At 70.4% G+C, this 20203-nt stretch carries 14 protein-coding genes; 3 read left to right on the forward strand and 11 right to left on the reverse strand.

Going from position 1 to position 20203, the window contains the following annotated elements:
• Positions 1–6 precede the first annotated feature (6 nt).
• Together AC1DCT_RS09730 and AC1DCT_RS09735 are read right to left on the reverse strand one after the other, a co-directional pair.
• Positions 7–1161 (reverse strand): glycosyltransferase, encoded by a 1155-nt coding sequence (locus AC1DCT_RS09730; protein ID WP_477429652.1) that lies wholly within the window; start codon positions 1159–1161, stop codon positions 7–9.
• A gap of 434 nt (positions 1162–1595) precedes the next feature.
• Entirely contained in the window at positions 1596–4043 is a 2448-nt protein-coding gene (locus AC1DCT_RS09735; protein WP_477428845.1) for a polysaccharide lyase 8 family protein, read from the reverse strand.
• Positions 4044–4198: 155 nt separating this feature from the next.
• Here AC1DCT_RS09735 and AC1DCT_RS09740 point away from each other — a divergent pair, with 155 nt between their 5' ends.
• Positions 4199–4816, forward strand: a complete 618-nt coding sequence (locus AC1DCT_RS09740) for a hypothetical protein (RefSeq protein ID WP_477429654.1) — start codon at positions 4199–4201, stop codon at positions 4814–4816.
• Between the two features lie 58 nt (positions 4817–4874).
• Here AC1DCT_RS09740 and AC1DCT_RS09745 read toward each other — a convergent pair whose 3' ends face one another.
• The 6 genes from AC1DCT_RS09745 to AC1DCT_RS09770 all read right to left on the reverse strand — a co-directional run bounded on the left by AC1DCT_RS09745 (position 4875) and on the right by AC1DCT_RS09770 (position 13031).
• Complete coding sequence (locus tag AC1DCT_RS09745) at positions 4875–5396, reverse strand: SRPBCC domain-containing protein (RefSeq protein WP_477428847.1); 522 nt, start codon at positions 5394–5396, stop codon at positions 4875–4877.
• A gap of 99 nt (positions 5397–5495) precedes the next feature.
• Positions 5496–5906 (reverse strand): MmcQ/YjbR family DNA-binding protein, encoded by a 411-nt coding sequence (locus tag AC1DCT_RS09750; RefSeq protein WP_477230158.1) that lies wholly within the window; start codon positions 5904–5906, stop codon positions 5496–5498.
• A gap of 183 nt (positions 5907–6089) precedes the next feature.
• Positions 6090–7721, reverse strand: coding sequence for a fucose isomerase (locus tag AC1DCT_RS09755; RefSeq protein ID WP_477428849.1), 1632 nt, complete (start codon positions 7719–7721; stop codon positions 6090–6092).
• On the reverse strand, positions 7718–10336 hold the full coding sequence (locus AC1DCT_RS09760; RefSeq protein ID WP_477428850.1) for a GH116 family glycosyl-hydrolase: 2619 nt from the start codon (positions 10334–10336) through the stop codon (positions 7718–7720). The genes AC1DCT_RS09755 and AC1DCT_RS09760 overlap by 4 nt, the downstream gene beginning before the upstream one ends.
• Positions 10333–11838: an FGGY-family carbohydrate kinase gene (locus AC1DCT_RS09765; RefSeq protein WP_477428852.1), complete on the reverse strand. Its 1506-nt coding sequence runs from the start codon at positions 11836–11838 to the stop codon at positions 10333–10335. Before AC1DCT_RS09765 ends, AC1DCT_RS09760 begins: the two co-directional genes overlap by 4 nt.
• A 212-nt stretch (positions 11839–12050) precedes the next feature.
• Entirely contained in the window at positions 12051–13031 is a 981-nt protein-coding gene (locus tag AC1DCT_RS09770) for a LacI family DNA-binding transcriptional regulator (RefSeq protein ID WP_441977906.1), read from the reverse strand.
• A gap of 144 nt (positions 13032–13175) precedes the next feature.
• Here AC1DCT_RS09770 and AC1DCT_RS09775 point away from each other — a divergent pair, with 144 nt between their 5' ends.
• Positions 13176–14303 (forward strand): glycoside hydrolase family 172 protein, encoded by a 1128-nt coding sequence (locus AC1DCT_RS09775; RefSeq protein ID WP_441977905.1) that lies wholly within the window; start codon positions 13176–13178, stop codon positions 14301–14303.
• Between the two features lie 46 nt (positions 14304–14349).
• On the forward strand, positions 14350–15885 hold the full coding sequence (locus tag AC1DCT_RS09780; protein ID WP_477428854.1) for a DUF4185 domain-containing protein: 1536 nt from the start codon (positions 14350–14352) through the stop codon (positions 15883–15885).
• A 203-nt stretch (positions 15886–16088) separates the two neighbouring features.
• Here the strand turns inward: AC1DCT_RS09780 and AC1DCT_RS09785 are convergent, their stop codons facing one another.
• The 3 genes from AC1DCT_RS09785 to AC1DCT_RS09795 form a co-directional block, all read right to left on the reverse strand.
• The gene (locus AC1DCT_RS09785) at positions 16089–16520 is read right to left on the reverse strand and encodes a DoxX family protein (RefSeq protein ID WP_477428856.1); all 432 of its coding nucleotides are present in this window, start codon (positions 16518–16520) and stop codon (positions 16089–16091) included.
• A 108-nt stretch (positions 16521–16628) separates the two neighbouring features.
• Positions 16629–18416 carry an ABC transporter ATP-binding protein gene (locus AC1DCT_RS09790; protein WP_477428858.1) on the reverse strand — a complete coding sequence of 596 codons (1788 nt, stop codon included), beginning with the start codon at positions 18414–18416 and terminating at the stop codon, positions 16629–16631.
• Positions 18417–18421: 5 nt separating this feature from the next.
• Positions 18422–20146, reverse strand: coding sequence for an ABC transporter ATP-binding protein (locus AC1DCT_RS09795; protein ID WP_477428860.1), 1725 nt, complete (start codon positions 20144–20146; stop codon positions 18422–18424).
• Between the last annotated feature and the right edge of the window lie 57 nt (positions 20147–20203).

Here is a 20203-nt window from a genome sequence, read left to right on the forward strand (position 1 = left end):
CCGCGCCTACTCCGGCAGCGGCTCGTCGCGGTACAGCGCCTCGAAGGTGTCCAGCGTGCGGTTGATGTCGTGCACGACGACCCCGTCGAGCGAGGCGCGCTGCATGCGCTCGTATTCGGCCGGGTCGGCGGTGAGCACGTCGGTCAATCGCGCGGCCAGCTCGTTCACGTTGCCGGGCTCGAACAAGTAGCCGTTCTCCCCGTCGTGCACCAGGTGCGGCAGCGCGACGGCGTCCGCGGCGACGATCGGCAGCGCCGAGGCCATCGCCTCCATCGTCGCGATGGACTGCAGCTCGGCGATCGAGGCGATCACGAACAGCGAGGCGCGGCTGAGGATCGCGCGCAGCTCGGCATCGGTCGTGCGCCCGTGGAAGGTCACCCGGTCGGCCAGCCCGAGCTGCTGCGCGAGCGCCTCGAGCTGTTTGCGCTGGTCTCCCCCGCCCACGATGTCGAACGTCACGTCGAGAGCCGGATCCAGTTTGGTCATCGCCTTGAGGATGACCTCGACCTGCTTCTCGGCCGTGAGCCGGCCGACGAACACGATGCGGTTCTTCTCACGCGGGCCGATGACCGGCGTGTACTGGGTGCGGTCGATCCCGCAGCTGATCGGGATGACGCCCTCGACGTCGATCGTGCGCTCGAGGAAGTCGGCCGCGCGGCGGGTCGGCGTGGTCACGGCGCGGGTGAGAGCGAACGTGCGCGCCGCGTCGGCCCACGCGAACTTCAGCACGATGTCGTCGACGAACTTCGGCATCGTGGTGTGGTCGAGGATGTTCTCGGCCATGACGTGGTTCGTGGCGATCACGGGGATCCCGCGCTGATGTGCGATGCGCGAGAGCCCGCGCCCGATCACGATGTGCGACTGGATGTGCACCACGTCGGGCTGCACCTCGTCGAGCACTTTGCGTGCGTAGTGCTTCGCGCGCCACGGCCAGACGAACCGCAGCCAGTCGTGTGGCGCCCAGCGCACCGACGGCAGCCGGTGCAGCGTCATCGCCTCGCCCTCGATCACCTCGATGCGGGGCTTCGCCGTGCGGTAGGCCTGGTTGGGGGCCACGACGTGCACGTCGTGGCCGCGCTGCACCAGGCCGGCGGCGAGGCGCTCGGTGAATCGGGCGGCGCCGTTCACGTCGGGTGAGAACGTGTCGGCGCCGATGACGATGGTGAGCGGGCGCGGCGCGGCCGCGGACTCAGCCGAGGCGGACGCGGCGGTGTCGGGGGTGGCCTGCGGGCGATGATCGCCGGGGGAAGTCACGTGATTGCTGCCTTTTGCTGGGCCGCGGCGCCGGCGAGCGCCTCATCGGCCGCTCGAACCCCGCGGAGATGGCCTGGATCGGGCGCTGGCCACTCTACCCGAGCGGACTGAGGATGCCGGGGAGGCGGATCCGGCACCGCACGGCAGCGTTCGGCGGTCCGCGGCGTCCCGTGCTCAGGATGGATCGGTGTTCGCCGCCTCTTGCCGACCGGAACGTCGCGGTTTCGGAGAATCCATCCTGAATTGCGGACACCAGGGGCGATGGCGGAGTCCGCGATCCAGCGTCCACCGCACGGCTCCACGGCCGGCCCGCTGATCGGCGGGCCGGCCGTGGACAGGATTCAGACTCCGAGCACGACGCGCTTGGCGTGCCCGTGCCCGTCGAGGTCGAACTCGAGGGTGAGCGGCGACGTGCCGACGATCCGAACCCCGTCGTCGGCCTCGACCACGGTCGACTCCACGACCCCGGCGAGCACGACCTGCGCGGTCGCCTGCGTGCGGCTCGGGTCCGAGAGCGCGACCGTCGTGCGCCCGCCCTCGGTGTGCACCGCGAGCGAGCACGGGCCGCTCACCGTCACTCCGTTGCCCGGGGTCGTGCCCGACGGCGTGGCCTGGAAGAAGTTCCCGAGGGTGAGGCCCTGCCCCGCCACGCGGATCACCTGCGCCTGGGCGTTGTTCGCGACGACCTCGACGGTCGGCGCATCCGACTCCGTGAACGTGACCGAGTGGTCCACGTTCGGCAGCACTATGTACGCGTAGCCGCCGCCGGACGGATCCGTGCCGTGGTGGTGCGTCACCGTGACGTAGTCGCGGTTCTTGACCTCGGTCGTGCCGCCGGTGTCGGATCCGGAATTGATCGTCTGCCAGTCGCCGGAGCGGGGCACGACCTGCACATCGATCGCGCCCGAGACGTTCTCCCCCTTGAGGAAGACGTATCCGCCGTGACCCATGATGTGCACGTTGCGCTTCACGGTCACCGCACCATCGGCCGCGGTGAGCACGCGGTTGCGATTGTCGGTGCGCACGTTCGGCACGGTGCCGGCCGCGAACGAGCGGTTGTCGATCGTGGTGAACACGTCGTTGCCGGAGGTCGACGCGATCGCCGCGCCCAAGCACACCACCTTGTCGTCGAGGAAGAACCAGGACTTGCGGGCGCTCAGCGACTTGTCGAAGTTCAGGTGATCCATGCCCTGGATGCCCCAGCGCTCGTCGAGCGCGAGCCCGCCGCCGAACGCCTGGAACGCCCGAGGGATACCCGTGCCGTCCGTGGCTCCGTTGGCCCGCGTCGCCGCCGTGACGGTCGTGCCGGGCAGCCGGTACGGGTCGACCGTGGGCCAGAAGTCCGCACTGTACTGCGCCGGATCCGCAGCGCTGTAGAAGAAAGTCAGCCCGTCGCCCTGGTACCAGCCGAGGTTGTTCTCACGGTTGCCCCATTCGTAGCGGCCGATCCGCTTCGAGGAGACGTTGACCACGGCGCTGAAGCCGGGGCGGTGGTGCACCAGGCGGTCCTGGTCGCCGAATGCCCGCGTGTAGACCGGGGCGTCGGCCGGCGTCACGCTGTCGTCGCCGAGGATCGAGGTCACCAGCAGCGACTTGGCAACCGTCTGGGTGGGCAGGCCGTACAGCTTCTCGTCGGTGCAGCGCTGCAGCCAGCCCTTCACGAGCGAGAGGTAGCGGCTGCGATACGGCTCCCCCGCGCCGGGGGCGAGCAGCAGGATCGCGGTGATCGCGGCGGCCCCGTCGACGTAGTCGGGCTCGGCCTGTCGCGAGACCGCCCGGCCGCGGACGGTCTCCATCATCCGGCCGTTCCAGATGAACGGCGCGTACGAGGCCTCGACCGCATCGAGGACCACCGACTTCTTCGGATCCGTCACCGCCCAGTCGCTGCCGCCGAGCAGGCCCAGGATCTCGGCGATGCCTCCGAGCGTGACCACGCCGTAGGTTCCGACGTAGGGCAGGTAGCTGTGCTGCACGAAGGATCCGTCGGCGTAGAAGCCGTCGCCGCTGGTGACGTAACCGAACACGCTGTTCTTCCCCGCCCGCACCGTGTCGCTGAGGGCGTCGCGGGCGAGCGCGATCTCGTCAGGACGCCCGTCGAGGATTCCGCGCAGCGCGCAGGACAGGGCTTTGTCGGTGCGGTTCGCCCCCGTCTCGGCGAAGCTCGTACCGCGGCCGCGCCAGTTCGGGTCGGGCGTGAAGTAGCGCGCGGCCGCCAGGAGCGCGGTGCGCACGTCGGCCGGGACCGCGTCGTGCAGCAGGATGCAGATGTCGGCCGCCTTGCGGGGCACGCCGATCTCCCAGAACCACCAGTTGCCTACGGCGGACTTGCCCGCCTTGTAGACGTTCGCGCTGAGCCAGGTCAGCGCGTCCACGAGGTCGGCCGCGAGCGCGGCATCGCCGTGCTGCGCGCACCCCGCGGTCGAGTAGGCGAGGGCGAGGTCGAAGATGCGGTTGAACGTCACGCCCATGTTGCCCGACATGACGGTGCCACTCACCCCGGTGAGAGGCAGATCGGCCCAGATTCCGGGAGACGCGGCGGGCCGCACCATCGCGTTCCACGACGCGGTCGCCGCGGTGCTCATGCTGCTCAGCACGTCGGCGAGTTCGGGGATGGACGCCGCGCTGCCGTCGCCGGCCAGCATCACGCGACGGCGCTCGATGAGCACCGCGAGCGGGTCGTCGGCGACGGCCGGGACGCGGCCGGACAGCGGCCGGGCGCTCGCGGATTCGCCGGCGACGGCGACGAGGGCGCCTGCGCCGAGCAGCCCGAGCAGGATGCGGCGGTTCATCTCAAGAGGGGACATCATCGGCCTCCGGGTCGTTCGGGGAAGGATTCGCGCACCATGGTATGCGCTTTCCCATCCGAATAGTAGAGGCGGTGTACATATTTCACGGCGCAGTGGACGCACGGCTGGCCCCCACCTTCGCCCCCTACGCTCTGAGCATGCGCCTGCTCGCCGACGCCGACCCCGCACGCTGGATCCCCGTGACCGGATCCCTCGGTCTACGCGGCCGGCGGCACCGCAAGGCGGCGATCCGGATGCTGCTCGGCCAGGCCGGCGCGGCGGTCGGCGCTCCTCCGACGGCCTCAGGAACCAGGGGCGGATCCGGCTTCGGTGCGTGGGCGCTCAGCCAGGCCGCGCCCTTCCTCATGCGGAAGGCTGACGGCCGCGTACTGGTATGGACCTGGAAGGCGGAGCCCGAGCTCATCGTGGCCATGGCGAGCGCGCAGGAGCTCACCCCGCAGCTGCGCACCGCCCGCGCCATGATGCCGATGGAGTACGACGACACCGGGGAGTTCCGCAACCCCTACCTCGGCGCCGGGGAGAAGCTCGTCGTGCCGCTGCCGCAGCCGGGGCCCACGGGGCAGTCGGCACCGCCGTTCGCGACGTACACCTGGGACACCGGCACGCACCTCATCACGCTGCAGGCGGTCTGCGCCGACCGGGAGCGATTCGGCACCGTCATCTCCGCCGTGGACGAGATCGCGCGCACCCTGCGCACCGCGGACGACCTCGCCGTGGGCGAGGCGGGTCCGGTGCTGCGGCTGCCACCGGCCTGAGCGCAGGACAGCGGATCAGTCCGTCCTGTCTCGGGGAATCAGCCTGTGGCTCTGATCGTCAGTCGCCCTGAAGCGCAGCGGCGAGGCCGTTCAGGCGAAGGGTCGTGCCCCCGCGCAGGTGCGGGAAGTCGTCGCCCCCGTCACCGGTGCGGGCCAGGAACGCGACCTGCTCGGTCCACGTGAGCAGGCAGCCCGTGCCGTCGTCGGCGAACAGGACGGTCACCAGCGACGCCCACCGCGGCACGTCGTTCACCGTCGAGGTGTAGGAGAACACGATCCGACGGTCGGTGACGATGTCGAGATAGTGGGAGTGATAGGCAAGCTGCTCCGGTGCCGCATCGGGAACCGGGAAGCTGCTGGTGGCATCCACGCCGCCACCGACCCGGAACTCGTGACGTTCAGCCGTCCGCTTCCCCGGCAACCGGAACCATCGTCGTCGCTCCGTCTCATCGGCGAACGCGGCGAACACCGACGAGGCCGCCGCCTCGAAGCGGCGCTCGATCGTGAAGGCGTCGTGACGTACGTCTAGGGCGGCGGGCGTCCACCTCGCGTCGTCGTGGGGTGCGGGGTGGGCTGTCATATCGTCTCCGGTTCATCAGCGGGTTTCTCGGTGACCCTCAGGAAGAAACGTGAACGGACGGCGATGATTCCGCCCGCGCCATGCAAGCTCCGGTCACCCTCAGTTCAAGCCGCGCTCGGCCAGCCACGCGCGACCTACCGCCTTCGGCGCGCGGAGCAGCCACGCGTCGGCGATCACCTCGCCGAGATGATCGGGCACGATCGCGTCGAGGCGCAGCAGCACGGCGGGGTATCCCGCGAAGTGCGGGATGGTGAAGAAGACGTCCGGATCCGCTGCGATCAGCTCCTCGGCGAGGGCTGCGGTCTCGGTGTGCACGGCGACCACCGCCCCCTCCGGCCAGGTGCGGCCGAGTTCAGAGAGCTGCGCCAGATCCGTCTTGCGCGGTCCGCGCATCCACGCGATCTGGCCGCCGTTGCAGCGCCAGGCCGGTTCCCCAGTGTGACCGCCGGTCCTCTCCTCGACGCCGGGCAACGCAAGGGCCAGCGCACGGACATCATCGATCGTCGCCATGGATCCGATCCTCGTCCCGTCCGGGACGCGGCTCAAGGGGCGGGCGGTTGCAGGACGTCGCGACGGATGCAGGACGGATCCGGCGATCACGTCGTGGACGCATTCGTGGCGGGACTGCTGCCGCGAGCCTGACCCGTCGCCGCCGCCGCGCTTGTCGCGACACGATGGATGGCCCAGGGTGAGTCAGACGTTCACGTCGCCCACGAGGTTGACGCGGATCCCCATGCCGTCCAGCATCGCAGCCTTAGCGACGAGCGCCTTGTCGGCGGTCTCGGCGTCGGGCGCGTAGACCAGCTGCGCGTGGTTGGCCTTGTGCCTGGCCATGAACTGGTCCCGACTCTGACCGTGCAGCACGACGTGCGCGATCGGCCACTCCGGGTTCGTGGCGTCCTTCCGACGCTGGGTCTCCTCGGCGGGCAGCTCCACGACCGTGCCGCGGAACACGTCGGCCTGCAGCACCCCGTCGGCGATGAAGATGCGGGACAGCACGACTTCGCCCGGCTTGGAGACGCCGTTGATCGTGGCGCCGCCGGCGGGGAAGAACACGTGACCCTGCCGCCATCCTTCAGCCCTGTCCCAGCCGCCGAGGTGCGAGGCGGGGACGGATCCGGAGATCTCGTAGACCCAGACGAACTCGCCGTCGTAGTCCTCGCCCCAGCGCACGTCGTGCAGCGTGTTGTCGGGCACGAGGCCCATCGCCCGCCACACCCGGTCGGTCACGAGGGCATCGACCGCGACCCCCTCGTCGGCCTCGTTGAAGTGCGGGAAGGCGCGCCCCTCGTGCAGGATCCGGGATCCGTCGCGCGAGGTGACCGGCGGGCGCTCCGTGGAGTTCAAGATCCCCTCGGCGAGATCCGATGCGGGCACCAGATCCTTGAGGCCCTGCTGGTACTGGATCCCGACCGCGTCCAGGCCGAAGTCGTCGGCGATGCGAAGGGCGGCGATGTACATCTTCAGCTGCCACTGCACCTGCTCACGGGTGAGCTCGGTGGCGGCGTCCTCGCCGTAGACGAAGGTCATGCCGTGCGCGATGAGCCAGTCGTAGGCGGCGTCGGCCTCGGCGTCGGTCACGGTCAGCATCTCGGCGTACAGCGCGGACTGCGACAGGCGCTCCTTGTAGATGCCGGTCCCATTGAGCAGCTCGTCGTCGAAGATCGCGTTGTACATGCCCATGCAGCCCTCGTCGAACACGCCGATGATGGCCTTGTCGGCGCGCAGCTGCGCGGCGAGCGCCTCACCGAGTTGCTTCTCCGGGCTGTCCGGGAGCACGGGCAGGGCACGTACGTGTGAGGCGTCGTGCGTGATGCGGCCCGTCTCCGTCCACTCCTTCAGGCCCGCGCGGAACCAGTCGTCCGTGAAGTCGACCGACCAGATGGTGGAGTAGGGCTTGCCCATCTTCGTGAGGCCCGCGTTCAGACCGAGCAGACCCACGAGCCCCGGCCAGTCCGGAGCGAAGTTCGCGGTGGTGAGGATCGGGCCGCGGTGCGTGCGCAACCCTGCCAGCACGTGGTGCGAGTACTGCCAGTTCGCGGTCGCCACGATGAGCGGTGCGTCGACGGGGATCCTCGTGAACACCTCCATGCCCATCCGCTGGCTCGAGATGTAGCCGTGACCGGTGACCGGATCCACGCCGAAGGGGCGGATGACGGTCCACCCGAGGTCCGCGAAGGCGGCGGTGACGGCAGCCTCGGTCGCGGCCTGCACCGGCCACCCCGCGACGTTCGCCGATTCACGGAGGTCGCCGGAGGTGATCAGGTAGGCGGTCTTCGGTGCGGAGGCGGGGCGCACGGTCGGCGCGGGGATGGCGTAGCTCATGGGATTCTCCGTTGCTGGATGGGGGTCTCGTCAGTGGTGCCGGTGGTGCCGGTGGGCAGCGGGAGGGTGCGGGTCTCGCCCGCGACCATCCGCAGGTCGCCGGCGACGACGGCGTCGTGCAGGCGGAGCTCGGCGAGGTCGAGCGCTCCGCCGTGGAGGTGGAGGGTCAGCGTGCCCGGGTCTACTTCGGCCAAACCCCACCCGGTCCCGGTGGTGAACAGGAATCGCGCAGGGGCATCCACAGCGAAGGCGCCCAGGGTCGGTGCGAAGGACAGGGTTCGCGCGGGCGCGTCCCACTGCGCGCCGCTCGCGGCGAGCAGCAACGCCCAGGAGGCGAGGGAGCGGGCGTAGTGGTTGCCGCACTCGATCTCGTTCCACGGATTGCGGTGAACGCCGTCATAGCGGGAGCGCAGGGTGCGTTCGACGAGCAGGGCGTCCTCGACCCGGCCTGCATAGAGCAGCGATGCCGCCACCTGGTGCTCGATGCCGGTCCACACCTCGTCCGAGTACACGAACGGGATCGCGGGCCGCCCGCCGCGTGGCCAAGAAGCGAGCAGCAGCCCGCCCTCATCGTTCAGGGCGTACACGCGCTGCGTGCTCTCGTGCACGGACAGGTCGGCCCGGTGGTTGTGCGCCACGATCGCGGCGAGCGCGGAGTCGAGATGCTCGGGTGGCAGCAGCGCTCCGAGCCCGTTCACCCAGGCGTGGAACTGCCCGAGGAGCTGGTCCGACAGCACACCCTCGCCATACTGGTAGCGGTGCGCGTCGACGTCGTCGATCACCTGCCGGTAGTACTCGCCGCTGTACAGCACGTCGTCCATCGCCCCGGCGACGTGGTCGGCACGGGCCGCCCAGTCGCGAGCACACTCGGTCTCGCCGAGGTGGGCCGCCATCCGCGATCCGGCCCGGAGTGCCGCCAGATAGATGCCGTTGGCGAGCGGATCGATCCCGTGGAACTCGATGTCGTAGGTGTTGTGCAGCTCGCCGTCCAGCAGGCCGTCGCCGTCGCGATCCCATTCCCGGATGGCATGTTCCAGGGTGCGCACCGCCGCCGGCCAGAGCTCGCGCAGGAACGCGTCGTCGCCGGAGAACCGCCACTCGCGATGCAGCCGCAGGAGTGTGCCGAGCTGGCCGTCGACTGCCGGACCGATGAACCACGACGGGGATCCGAAGATCCGGTTGCCGCGGAACTTCTGCGCGCCGTCCTCGTCGGTCTCGAGCAGGAACTCGGGCCGGCGGGCGCTGCGCTCGAGCGAGGGGAACAGCCATGCGACGGTCTGCGCGTACGACCAGACATGGGTGCAGGTGCCCTCGCAGGAGCCGCCGTGGTCGAAGGATCCCTCCCACGCGGCGAACACCGGCCCCTCCCCCAGGACCGGGTTCGGCGACTCCAGCACGAAGCAGGTGGTGGAGCGCGCCGCGGCGATGTTCGCCCCGGCGGCTTCGGCGAGCACGGGATCCAGGGTGCCGCCGTAGAGGGCCTCGACGAACGCGTCGGTCGCCGCCTCGAGCGCGGGCAGTTCGCGGTGCAGGTGCACGGCGGCCGCCCACGCGTCGGGCCAGAGCGACGCGTAGTGGTTGCGCACGACGGGTGGCAGCGCGGGATCCACCGGTTCATCGTCCAGGATGATGTGCCCGTGCCAGCCGCGCCGTCGGTTCGGGAACGACCAGCTCAGCACGAACTCGAAGTCACGAGCCTCGCCGGGCGCGAGCGTGTGCAAGATCCCGAGGGACCCTGTGCGCAGCCGCGGCAGTTTCGCGAGCATCTCCTGCTCGGTGAGCGGCGGGGCGTCGGGGTCCGCGTCCCGCTCCGCGAACAGGCCGCGCGGGCGGTCCTCGAGCGTGAGGCGGGGTTCAGGGTCGAGCAGTCCGTCGGCGGTGAGGTCGCTCCAGAACATGCGGGCGCCGTCGGGCCAGTAGCTCGTGACCCACTGCGGCTTGACCGTGGTCGACGCGTCGCTCGTGGTGAGGGCGAGGGTGCCGTAGCCCGGATCGTCCTCGGGCAGATCGATGCCGAAGTCGAGTCCGCCCACGGCGCCGTCGTCGCGCCAGCGCACGGTCTGCGTGCCGCGCATGCCCCAGGGAGCATCCGGTCCGGGCTCCCCGCGGCCGGCTGTGTGCGAGACGCTGCCGGCGATCGTGACCGCGATCGGCACGACGCCCGGATTGACGACCCGGTAGCGCAGTACGGCCGCGGGGATGCCCGAGGCATCCGCATCGAGCGGCACGAGCGGGGTGAACGCATGCAGCGACACCTCCACGGGCAGCACGCGGTCGGCGAAGTCGATGTCGACCACGGGGTACTCGCCGTGCATCGTGGCGCCGTCGAGCCGCGGCAGGCCCGCGAGGTCATCGAACGAGAACCCGGCATCGAGGTCCCGGCGGCCGGTCACGCGCGCCTCCAGCACGCGGGTGACCGGATCCGCGCCCTGCGGCGCCGCGTGGATCGCGAAGAACGTGCGCGGGTTGCGCCGGTCCTTGTCGGGATGGTTCTCCAGCTCCCAATCGCGCAGCTCGCCGCGGGCCCCGAGCGACACGTTCCCGGTGCCGATGCCGCCGAGCAGGAACGCCGCGCGCTCCGCGGTGTGCGGGATGGGGCGGGCGCGGCGCGTCATGCGGACGCCTCCTTCTCGTCGGCCCTCTGCTGCGCCGCGAGCTCGTGCACGACGTCGGCGGTGCCCGCGTAGAGACGCAGGTAGCGGTCGAACAGCGCGTTGTAGACCGGGGCGAGTGCGGGGTCGGGGGTGATCGTGGCGACGGCCGGGTTCCAGTCCGCGATCGCGGGGGCCGGATCGGAGACCGCGCCCGCCGCGAGGAAGGCCGCGCCGTAGCTCGCACCGATCGTCACCTCGGGCACCTCCTGCACGAGCCCGGTGACGTCGGAGACGATCTGCAGCCAGAGCCGGCCCTGCGTGCCGCCGCCCACCGCGACGACGCGCCGGATGCCGGCGCCCGCGTCGCGCATGGTCTGCACGTTGTGCCGCACGCCGAGCGCGGTGGCCTCGAGCGCGGCCCGGTACAGGTCGCCGCGGCCGTGCGCGAGCGTGAGACCGGCGATCACGCCGCGCGCGTCCGGATCCTGGATCGGCGTGCGCTCGCCCGCGAAGTACGGCAGCAGCACGAGCCCGCGCGCTCCGACGCCGGATGCGTCCGCCTCGGCGAGCAACTCGGCGTAGTCGGACCCGGTGAGGTCCTTCAGCCACGCGGTGAGCGCGCCGGACGTCGACAGCCCGCCGGCGAGGTTGCGGGTGCCCGCGAAGGCGCCGGCCGTGGTCCACATCGAGGGGGTGCGCAGAGTCTCCTCCCCGGTCGCGATGAGGAACATGGTCGTCCCGTACATGAGCATGAGGTCCCCGACGCCGTGGGCCCCGACGCTGACCGCCTCGGTCCACGCGTCGATGGTGCCGGCGATGACCGGCGTACCCTCGGGGATGCCGGCGAGGGCTGCCGCCTCGGCTGACACGGCCCCGGCGACGTCGCCCGCCCAGCACAGGGCGGGCTGCTCGATGGGCGCCGCGTACCGCTGCCACCATCCGTCGTGCCAGCATTCCCGTTCGATGTCGTAGAGCGGAGACACCTGGCTCGCGGACTGGTGGTCCAGCACGTAGGCGCCGGTGAGCCGGTGCGCGAGCCACGAGGCGGGCATGAAGAGCCGATGCGCGCGGCTCCACGCCGCCGGATCCTCGTCACGGATCCAGAGGATCTTCGGACCACCGGCCTGAGAGGTGAGTTCGGATCCCCCCACCCGCGTGATCTCGGCGACACCCAGGTCTGCCGTCATCCGCTCGATCTGCTCGCCGGCCCGGGTGTCGACACCGTAGAGGATGGCAGGACGGACGGGTTCGCCCGCGTCGTCGGCCAAGAGGATGCACGGTCCCATGCCGCTCACGCCGACGCCGGCGACCTCGGCCTCCGGCACCTCGGCCAGCAGCTCACGGGACAGGGAGACGAACTCGTCCCACCAGATCCCGCCGTCCATCTCGACCCATCCGCTGCGCGGACGCATCACGTCATGCGTCCGCGTGGCCTGGGCGAGGATCGCACCGTCGGCATCGACGAGGACGCCCTTGCTGCTGGAGGTGCCGATGTCGACACCGATGGTGCACCGCACGCGCATCCTCCTCGATCGCTCGCCCTGACCGGACGGCGATCACACTACGCGAAATCGATTTCAAGTGCAATCGGCCTGGAAACACTTCGCGAGGATCGGCATTTGCGTGGTCTTCGCGCTGATTTCGTGAAACCGATCCACATGCTCAGTGGCCAAACGAATCCCCGCCGGATGGTTCGTCCCCGCGCTCGGCTCTGCTCTGCTCTGCTCGGACCAGCTCAGCGCGAGACGGTCGCGGCCTGGATCTCGTTGCGGAGCACGATCGTGCGCGCGGGCTGGTCGTCGCCGCCGATCCGGTCCAGCAACATCCGTGCGGCCGTCACGCCCATGTGGCGCGCAGGAAGACGCACCACGGTGACCACGCTCGGCGACAGCGTCGTGAACGGCAGCGAGCCCACGACCGCGACGCCCATCGCGGGCGGAGTGAGGCCGTGTTCGGTGAGCACCTGGATGGCACCGACGCCGATGAGGTTGTTGCCCGCGACCACGGCGTCAGGCGGCTCGGGGAGCGCCAGCAGCTGCTCCATGGCCTCGCGGCCCCCGTCCACCCGGAACGACGAGAACCGCAGCAGGTCGGGGATGACAGGAAGACCGTGGGAGGCAAGAGCCATCCGCCAGCCGTCCACGCGTTCGACCGCTGTCTCGATGTGCTCGGGCCCGGCGATGTGCGCGATGCGGGTGTATCCGGCGTCGATCAGCTGCTCGGTCGCGCTGCGGCCCGCGTCGCGGTTCGCCATGACCACGCCGTCGATGTCGTACCCGGTGCTGCGGTCGACGGCGACCACAGGCCGCCCCGCCGCCATGATCTCCTCGAGGCTGGTGTGATCCGATGCCGCGGCGAGGATCACCCCGGACATGTGCTCGGCGATCGCGATCCGCAGATACGTCTGCTCCTTCTCGACCTGCGCGTCGGAGTTGCACAGCACCACGGAGAAGCCTGCTTCAGAGGCGACGTCCTCGACTCCGCGCGCCATCTCGGTGAAGTAGGGGTTCTCGATGTCGGGGATCACGAGCGCGATCACCTCGGAGCTCTGCCGCCGAAGGGTGCGCGCGGTGCGGTTCGGGAAGAACTTCAGCTGCGCGGCGGCCTGGCGCACGGCCGTGACCTTCTCCTCGGAGACGCCGACGCCGTTGAACACGCGGGAAACCGTCGCCGGAGACACGCCCGCGAGACGCGCCACGTCGTAGATGGTCGCCATCCCGCCCTGCCTTCTGTTGTCCGTCAGGACACACTACCGTGATGAAATCGATTGCAACAGTGGGATGGAATCGGTAGGGTGGCCGCACGCGCTGCCACGCCCTGCACGCGTCTTCACCCACTCGACACGAGGATGTGCCCCGCCATGACCTTTTCCGACCTGTCGTCCCTGTCCGCCTTGCGCACCGTGCAGACCCGGTCCATCTCCCCGGAGAACTTCGACGGCTCCGTCGGCGGCGGCGCCAGGGCGACCGAGGGGACGGGGGCCGACTGCGCCCGCGACCTGGGGCCCGGCTGGAAGATCTCGCCGAGCGTCGACATCGCAGCGGGCGAGACGTTCGATCTCGCCGTGATCGAGGGCGCGGGCAGGATCACCCACATCTGGATCACCACGCACACCGACAACTGGCGCACTCTCATCCTGCGCGCGTACTGGGACGGCGCGGCCGAGCCCGCCGTCGAGGTGCCCTACGGCGACTTCTTCTGCAACGGCTGGGGCGTTTTCGCGCAGGTGAACTCGCAGGTGATCGCCGCGAACCCGCATGGCGGCTTCAACTCGTACTGGCCGATGCCGTTCCGCGACGGCGCCCGCCTCACGATCGAGAACACCTCGGCGGTCGATGTGCGCGTCTACTACCAGGTGACCTACGAGACCGGCGGCGACTACTCCGCCGACGGCTACTTCCATGCGCAGTGGCGCCGCTCGAACCCGCTCGAGGAGCTCGTCCCGCACACGATCCTGGAGGGCATCGAGGGGCAAGGACAGTACGTCGGGACGTACATCGCGTGGGGTGTGAACTCCAACGGCTGGTGGGGCGAGGGCGAGATCAAGTTCTACCTCGACGACGACACCGACCACCCCACGATCTGCGGCACCGGCACCGAGGACTACTTCGGCGGCGCCTGGAACTTCGACATCCCCGGCCAGGGGTACACGGCGTTCTCGACGCCCTACCTGGGCATGCCCCAGGTGATCCGCCCCGACGGGCTCTACGTCTCGCAGCAGCGCTTCGGCATGTACCGCTGGCACCTCGCGGATCCGATCCACTTCTCCACCGGCCTGCCGAAGGTCGACATCCAGGCGCTCGGATGGCGCAGCGGATGGCGCTACCTCCCCCTCCGCGACGACATCGCCTCCACCGCGATGTTCTACCTGGATCGCCCGACAGCCCGCCGCCCGAAGGCGCCGAGCGCTGACGACATGGAGGTGCACCTAGGAACGGCCCCGGTGCCCGACCTCGGATCCACTCCCCCGCGCGCACCGCGCAGCTGAACCCGTCGCGCGGCGAGTGCCGGCGACGCGAAGAAAGGAGAGGGCGATGAAGCCCCTGACCAGGATCGCGGCGGGCGCCGCGATCACCTCCCTCGCCGTCGTCGCCTTCGCGGCCGCGACCGCGCCTCCGCCGGCCGTGGCCACCACTGCGACGACCCCGGCCACCGTCGTCGAGAAGCTCACCGGACCGGATGCTCCCAACAACACCTGGGGGCGCTGGGACGTGAAGGCGACCGATCTCGGCATCGGGTGGGACGACGGATCCGGCCACGTGCTCACCGCGTTCGGCGACACCTTCGGCAACTCCTGGACCGGCCCCGGCGGCGGTGCGCCGCCGAACGGGAACTGGCGCAGCAACGTGCTGCTGCGCTCGAGTGACACGGACCTGGCCGACGGCATGCTCTTCGATCACGCCGCGCAGGATCCGCAGGGGATCGCGAAGCAGATCATCCCGTCGAAGAAGATCAACGGCGACGAGATCACCGTCATCCCTACGGCGGGCATCTCGGTCGGCGGGCGGCAGTACCTCGGCTTCATGTCGGTGCGGCAGTGGGGTCCTCCCGGGGTGTGGGACACGAACCACGCGGGCATCGCCTACTCCGACGACGACGGCGAGACCTGGACCGTCTCCGACACCCGCTGGGACAACCCCGACGGCCACGACCCGTTCCAGATGCAGGCCTATGTGCAGAAGGGCGGCACGATCTACGTCTTCGGCACGCAGAACGGCCGCAACGGCCCGGCATCGGTGGCGAAGGTTCCCGCGCAGAAGCTGCTCGACAAGGCCTCGTACCGGTACTGGGACGGATCGTCGTGGAGCAAGGACGAAGCCGCGGCGAAGCCGGTCATGGACGCGCCGATGAGCGAGATGTCGGTGCAGTGGGACGACTACAGCAAGCGGTTCCTGATGATGACGCTCTCGGGCGAGGACATCATCCTGCGCACCGCGACCAGCCCCGAGGGTCCGTGGACGCCGGCGCAGACGGTGGCCAGCTCGACCGATTACCCCGCGCTGTACGGCGGCTACTTCCATCCGTGGAACAAGAACGGCGAGATCTACTTCACGATGTCGCAGTGGAATCCGTACAACGTGTATCTGATGCACCTGCGCATCGATCGCAACGGCACGATCATCGATCCGAATCTCGTCGCGGATCCGAGCTTCGAGCGCGCGACCGCTCTGGGCGACGGCACCAACGGCACCTGGGGCGCCAAGCCCAACTCGGGGATCGACAACGCGCCTGCCGCGGGTTTCACGGGCGACCACCGCGTGTTCGTGCGGTACAACCAGGGCTGGCGCGACGTCTGGCAGGACGTGGCGGTGCAGCCGCACACGACCTACCGCCTGACGGGCTTCGTCCGTACATCGGTGAACAGCGACGCCGGCTACTTCGGCGCCCGCTCGCTCGACGGCACGGTGATCTCCGAGGCGCACTTCACCTCGGTGGGCGCATGGACGCGCTTCACCGTCACGTTCGACTCCGGAGACCGCGATCAGGTGCAGCTCTACGGCGGCGTCTGGACGAACAGCGGCGACATCTGGATGCAGATGGACGACGTGGCGCTCGTGCGGGTGCCCTGACCCCGCGCTGAAACGCCGGAGCCGGCGCCGGCGTCGCCGGCAGATCCCCAAAGATGGAAAACGTCGCTCCGAGCCGCGTCGGGCAGCGAAATCCATCTCGCAGCCCGCGGCGCGGGATCCGAAAGATGGAAAACGTCGCTCCCACGGCCCTGGGAGCGACGTTTTCCATCTTCGGCGCCGCTTGCGGTTCAGGCCACAGCGGTTCAGGCCAGTGCGCGCACCGGTCCGCGCAGAACGGCGCGGTCCAGGCCGTAGCGGCCCGCGCCGGTGAAGGCGAGCGCGAGGGCCCCCGCGCCGAGCACGGCTGCGAACTCCCAGCCGCCGTCGCCGACCCAGATGCCGTTTCCGAGGTGCACGAGCACGATGGCTCCGACCATGTCGGCGGCCAGCAGCACGCCGACGGGGCGTGTGAAGAGACCGGCGATGAGCAGGATCCCGCCGATGAACTCGAGGAATGCGATCACGGGGCCGGCGATCTCGGGCAGCGGGGCGCCCATGCCCGCGAAGGCCTGCACCGTGCCGGGCAGGGTGAACTCGAAGACCTTCTGGGCGCCGTGCGCGGCGAAGACGCCGCCGATCACGAGGCGCAGGACCAGGAGTCCGAGAGAGGCGGCGGGCTTCGTGGTGTTCGTCATTCCGGACAGCTCCTTCGTGGCAGGACACGAGCTGCGAGCTCGCCTCGGGGCATCCGCCCCGTTCCTCCACGCTACGGAGCCGACCCTGTCATGTTTCTGAACGCGGGCTCAATATCCGGTGACGGATCCTCGGGAACGGATGCCGTCATCGCGCCAGAGCGCCCAGAGCCGGGCGTAGGCGCCGCCGGCGGCGACGAGCTCGTCGTGGGACCCGAGCTCCACGATCCGCCCATCGTCTACGACAGCGATTCGGTCGGCGTCATACGCCGTGGACAGCCGGTGCGCGATCGCGATAACCGTGCGCCCTTGCATGGTCGCGGCGAGCGCCGCCTCCAGATCGCGCGCCGCGGTCGGATCCATAGCGCTCGTCGCCTCGTCCAGGATGATCGTGTGCGGATCCGCGAGCAGCACCCGGGCGAGCGCGAGCTGCTGCTCCTGGGCCCCCGTGAGCGGATGCCCGCCGGATCCGACCACGGTGTCCCATCCGTCGTCGAGCGTGTCGATCCAGCCCATGGCACCGATCCGATCCAGCGCATCCGCCACCTCGGCATCGGCGGCGTCGAGGTGCCCCAGCAGCACGTTCTCGCGCACGGTCGCCGCGAACACATGGTTCTCCTGGGCAACGAGCAGCACGTGCCGTCGCCGGAGGGCGAGCGGGATCGACGCGACGTCCGCTCCCCCGACGAGGGCGCGGCCAGCCGTGGGTCGGTCGACCCCGGCGAGCAGCCGAGCCAGTGTGGACTTCCCGGCGCCCGAAGCGCCGACGATCGCGAGACGCTCCCCCGGCACGATCCGCAGCGACACGTCGTGCACGACCGGCCGCCCCGGTCGGTAGGCGAAGGTCACGTCGTCCAGTTCGACCTGGGTCGCCTGCGGCTCGGCACCGTCCTCCGCGTGCGGCGCCTCTGCGGCTTCGTGCACGCCAAGGATCCGCGCGAACGAGACGAAGCTGCGTTGCAGCTCGTCCGTCCAGTCGATGAGGGATTCCAGCGGCGCGACCAGCGCCGAGGCGTACAGAGTGGCGGTCACGACCGCGCCGACCGATACCTCGCCGCGCACGGCGAGCCAGCCTCCCCACGCGAGCGACGAGAAGACGGGGATCGCGAAGGCGAGGTTCGCCCACGGGAGCATGGTCTGGCGCAGCCGGATCCGGCCCACCGCGGCCCGCCAGTGCAGGGCGAGCGCATCCGAGATCGAGCGCCGGCGCGCGCCCTGCAGGCTCAGCGCCTCGACCGCGCGGGCTCCGTTCGCGGTCTCGTCGAGGGAAGCGAACGTGGGCCCGTAGCTGTCTCCGAGCCGCTGATAGACGCCAGGGGCCCTCCGCGTGTACCAGCGCATCAGCAGGACCAGCACGGGCAGAGCGATCAGGTACACCGGCGCGATGAGGGGCGCGGCGATCGCCGCGGCGACGAGGGTGAGTACCACGGTGAGCGCGGATATCAGGCTCCCTGGGAGCGCCCAGCGCACCGTCTCCGCCACCGTGCTGATGTCCTGCGTGGTGCGCGTGACGAGCTCGCCCGTGCCCGCAGACTCCACCACGCCCATCGGAACAGCGAGGACGTCGGAGAGGAAGTCGATCCGCAGCCGGGCGAACACGTCTTCGCCGAGCCGCCACGCGCTGCGCGCGGCCGTCAGCACGAAGAGGGTCTGCACGAGAACGCCTGCCAGCATGGCGGAGCCGTACAGCGCCACCTCGCCCGCCCCCGCCCCTGCGCGGAGCCGATCGATGAGCAGTCCGATCAGCCGCGGCGGCACGAGCGACGACGCGGCGGCCCCCGCGTTCAGGGCGATCACGAGCACGAAGCGCGCCCGATGCCGTCTCCAGATCGCGGCGAGCTCCTGCCGCACCCGCGCGGCGCTCGCCCGGGGCAGCGCCTGCTCGTTCTCGTCGGTCATCGTCATCATGCGACCCCCTCGGCCCGCAGCACCGCGCGGCGATACGCGGGATCCAGCCCGATCAGCTCCTCGTGCGTGCCCTCGGCGCAGATCTGGCCGTCGTCGATCACGACGACCCGGTCGGCGGCGCTGAGCACGAGCGGGCTGGTGCTCACGACGACCGTGGTCCGCCCGGCGCGATGCACGCGGATCCCGGTCGCCATCCGCTCCTCCGTCGCGGCATCGACCGCGGACGTCGGATCGTGCAGCACCAGGATCGGCGCCTCGGTCAGAAGAGCCCGCGCGGCGCCGAGGCGCTGCCTCTGACCGCCGGAGAACTCGACACCGCGTTCGCCGACACGCACATCGAGCCCTTCCGGAAGCTGCTCGAGGACGTCCTCCGCATCGGCCGCCGCGACGGCGCGCAGGATCCGCGCATCGTCGTGGCGTCTCCAAGGGTCCAGCAGATCCCGCAGCGTCCCGCTGAACAGGAACGGCACGGGGCCGGACACAACGATCTGCGCTCGCACGGCCGACACGGCAAGGCTCGAGGCCTGTCGCCCACTCAGCAGCACCGGGTCGGCGATGTCGTCGCCGAGGCGGCCGAACCGATCGACGAGAGCCTGCGCCTGCTGCGCGTCGCGCACCACGACGGCGACGACTTCGCCGTCGCGCACGGTGAGTCCCGTGCGAGGATCGTGCAGCGCGGGCGCTCCCGCCCCTGGCGCCGGCACGGCGTCGTCGGGGCCGTCCGTCCAGAGCGGCTCGACCGCGAGGAGCTCCACGATGGCGCGCGCCGCGATCATCCCGCGCACGACGACCCGGACGACCTGGTTGAACAGCGTGACGGGCAGCACCATGAAGCCCGCGTATCCGTAGAACGCCACCAGCTCGCCGATCCGCAGCTCTCCGCGGGCGACCATCGCGGCGCCGATCCAGGTGAGCCCGACGACGAGGACTCCCGCGATCAGCACGCCGAGCGCGTCGGCGAGCGACACCGGCCAGGCGACCGCCTGCTGCGCGTCCCTGGCGCGCTCCGAGCGGCGGCGGAACCGCTCCAGGAACCAGTCCTCGCCGCCGATGCCGCGGATCACCCGCAGCCCGCGCACACTGTCGGTCGCGACCGCGTTCATGTCGCGGGTCGCATCCCTGGCCGCGCTCTGTCGAGAACGGAGGATCCCGACGAGGAACACCTGCAACATCGAGAACGCGGGCACCGCGACGATCACCAGCACGCCGAGCAGCACCGAGTCGCGCAGCAGAAGGACCGAGACCGTGCCGAACGAGACGAGCGCGGAGACCAGGGTGCCGACGTTGATCGGCACGAATCCGAACCACCAGGCGTCGTTCGACGCCATCGTGACCGCGGATCCGGATCCCAGCCGGCGATCGGCGGCGATCGTGATCCGCGTCGCGGTGTGCACGATCACCTGATCGACCCGGCTCACCCCGCGCTCGTAGTTGATGGATCCGGCGCGGTCGCGGAGCCCCTGGATGAGCGAATGCTGCAGCTGCAGCCACACGACGACGCCCAGCCAGCCGAGGAAGGCGCTGTAGTCGCCCGCGACCAGGCCCTCGTCGATCGCCCTGCCGATCGCCCACGGGGTGAGCGCGAGTCCGAGCAACCAGACGACGTCGCACACGACGCCCTGCAGCACCGTGGTCCACTGCCGGCGTACGAGCCAGGCCAGGAAGCCGAGCGGTGTCACTCCTGACGGCGGGGGGACATAGGTCTCGGGAAGGGCGATCATCGCCCGGCTCCTCTCGCGGGGGAAACAGAGTCATCGCCCCTCGGCGCACGCGGCCGG

It is taken from the genome of Microbacterium sp. 10L49 (assembly GCF_056395125.1).

Coding starts and splice junctions, on each gene's coding strand:
- AC1DCT_RS09775 (WP_441977905.1), top strand. CDS start 13,176: ATGACCTTTTCCGACCTGTCGTCCCTGTCCGCCTTGCGCACCGTGCAG.
- AC1DCT_RS09790 (WP_477428858.1), bottom strand. CDS start 18,416: ATGACCGACGAGAACGAGCAGGCGCTGCCCCGGGCGAGCGCCGCGCGG.
- AC1DCT_RS09765 (WP_477428852.1), bottom strand. CDS start 11,838: ATGCGCGTGCGGTGCACCATCGGTGTCGACATCGGCACCTCCAGCAGC.
- AC1DCT_RS09740 (WP_477429654.1), top strand. CDS start 4,199: ATGCGCCTGCTCGCCGACGCCGACCCCGCACGCTGGATCCCCGTGACC.
- AC1DCT_RS09785 (WP_477428856.1), bottom strand. CDS start 16,520: ATGACGAACACCACGAAGCCCGCCGCCTCTCTCGGACTCCTGGTCCTG.
- AC1DCT_RS09760 (WP_477428850.1), bottom strand. CDS start 10,336: ATGACGCGCCGCGCCCGCCCCATCCCGCACACCGCGGAGCGCGCGGCG.
- AC1DCT_RS09745 (WP_477428847.1), bottom strand. CDS start 5,396: ATGACAGCCCACCCCGCACCCCACGACGACGCGAGGTGGACGCCCGCC.
- AC1DCT_RS09755 (WP_477428849.1), bottom strand. CDS start 7,721: ATGAGCTACGCCATCCCCGCGCCGACCGTGCGCCCCGCCTCCGCACCG.
- AC1DCT_RS09750 (WP_477230158.1), bottom strand. CDS start 5,906: ATGGCGACGATCGATGATGTCCGTGCGCTGGCCCTTGCGTTGCCCGGC.
- AC1DCT_RS09770 (WP_441977906.1), bottom strand. CDS start 13,031: ATGGCGACCATCTACGACGTGGCGCGTCTCGCGGGCGTGTCTCCGGCG.
- AC1DCT_RS09795 (WP_477428860.1), bottom strand. CDS start 20,146: ATGATCGCCCTTCCCGAGACCTATGTCCCCCCGCCGTCAGGAGTGACA.
- AC1DCT_RS09735 (WP_477428845.1), bottom strand. CDS start 4,043: ATGAACCGCCGCATCCTGCTCGGGCTGCTCGGCGCAGGCGCCCTCGTC.
- AC1DCT_RS09780 (WP_477428854.1), top strand. CDS start 14,350: ATGAAGCCCCTGACCAGGATCGCGGCGGGCGCCGCGATCACCTCCCTC.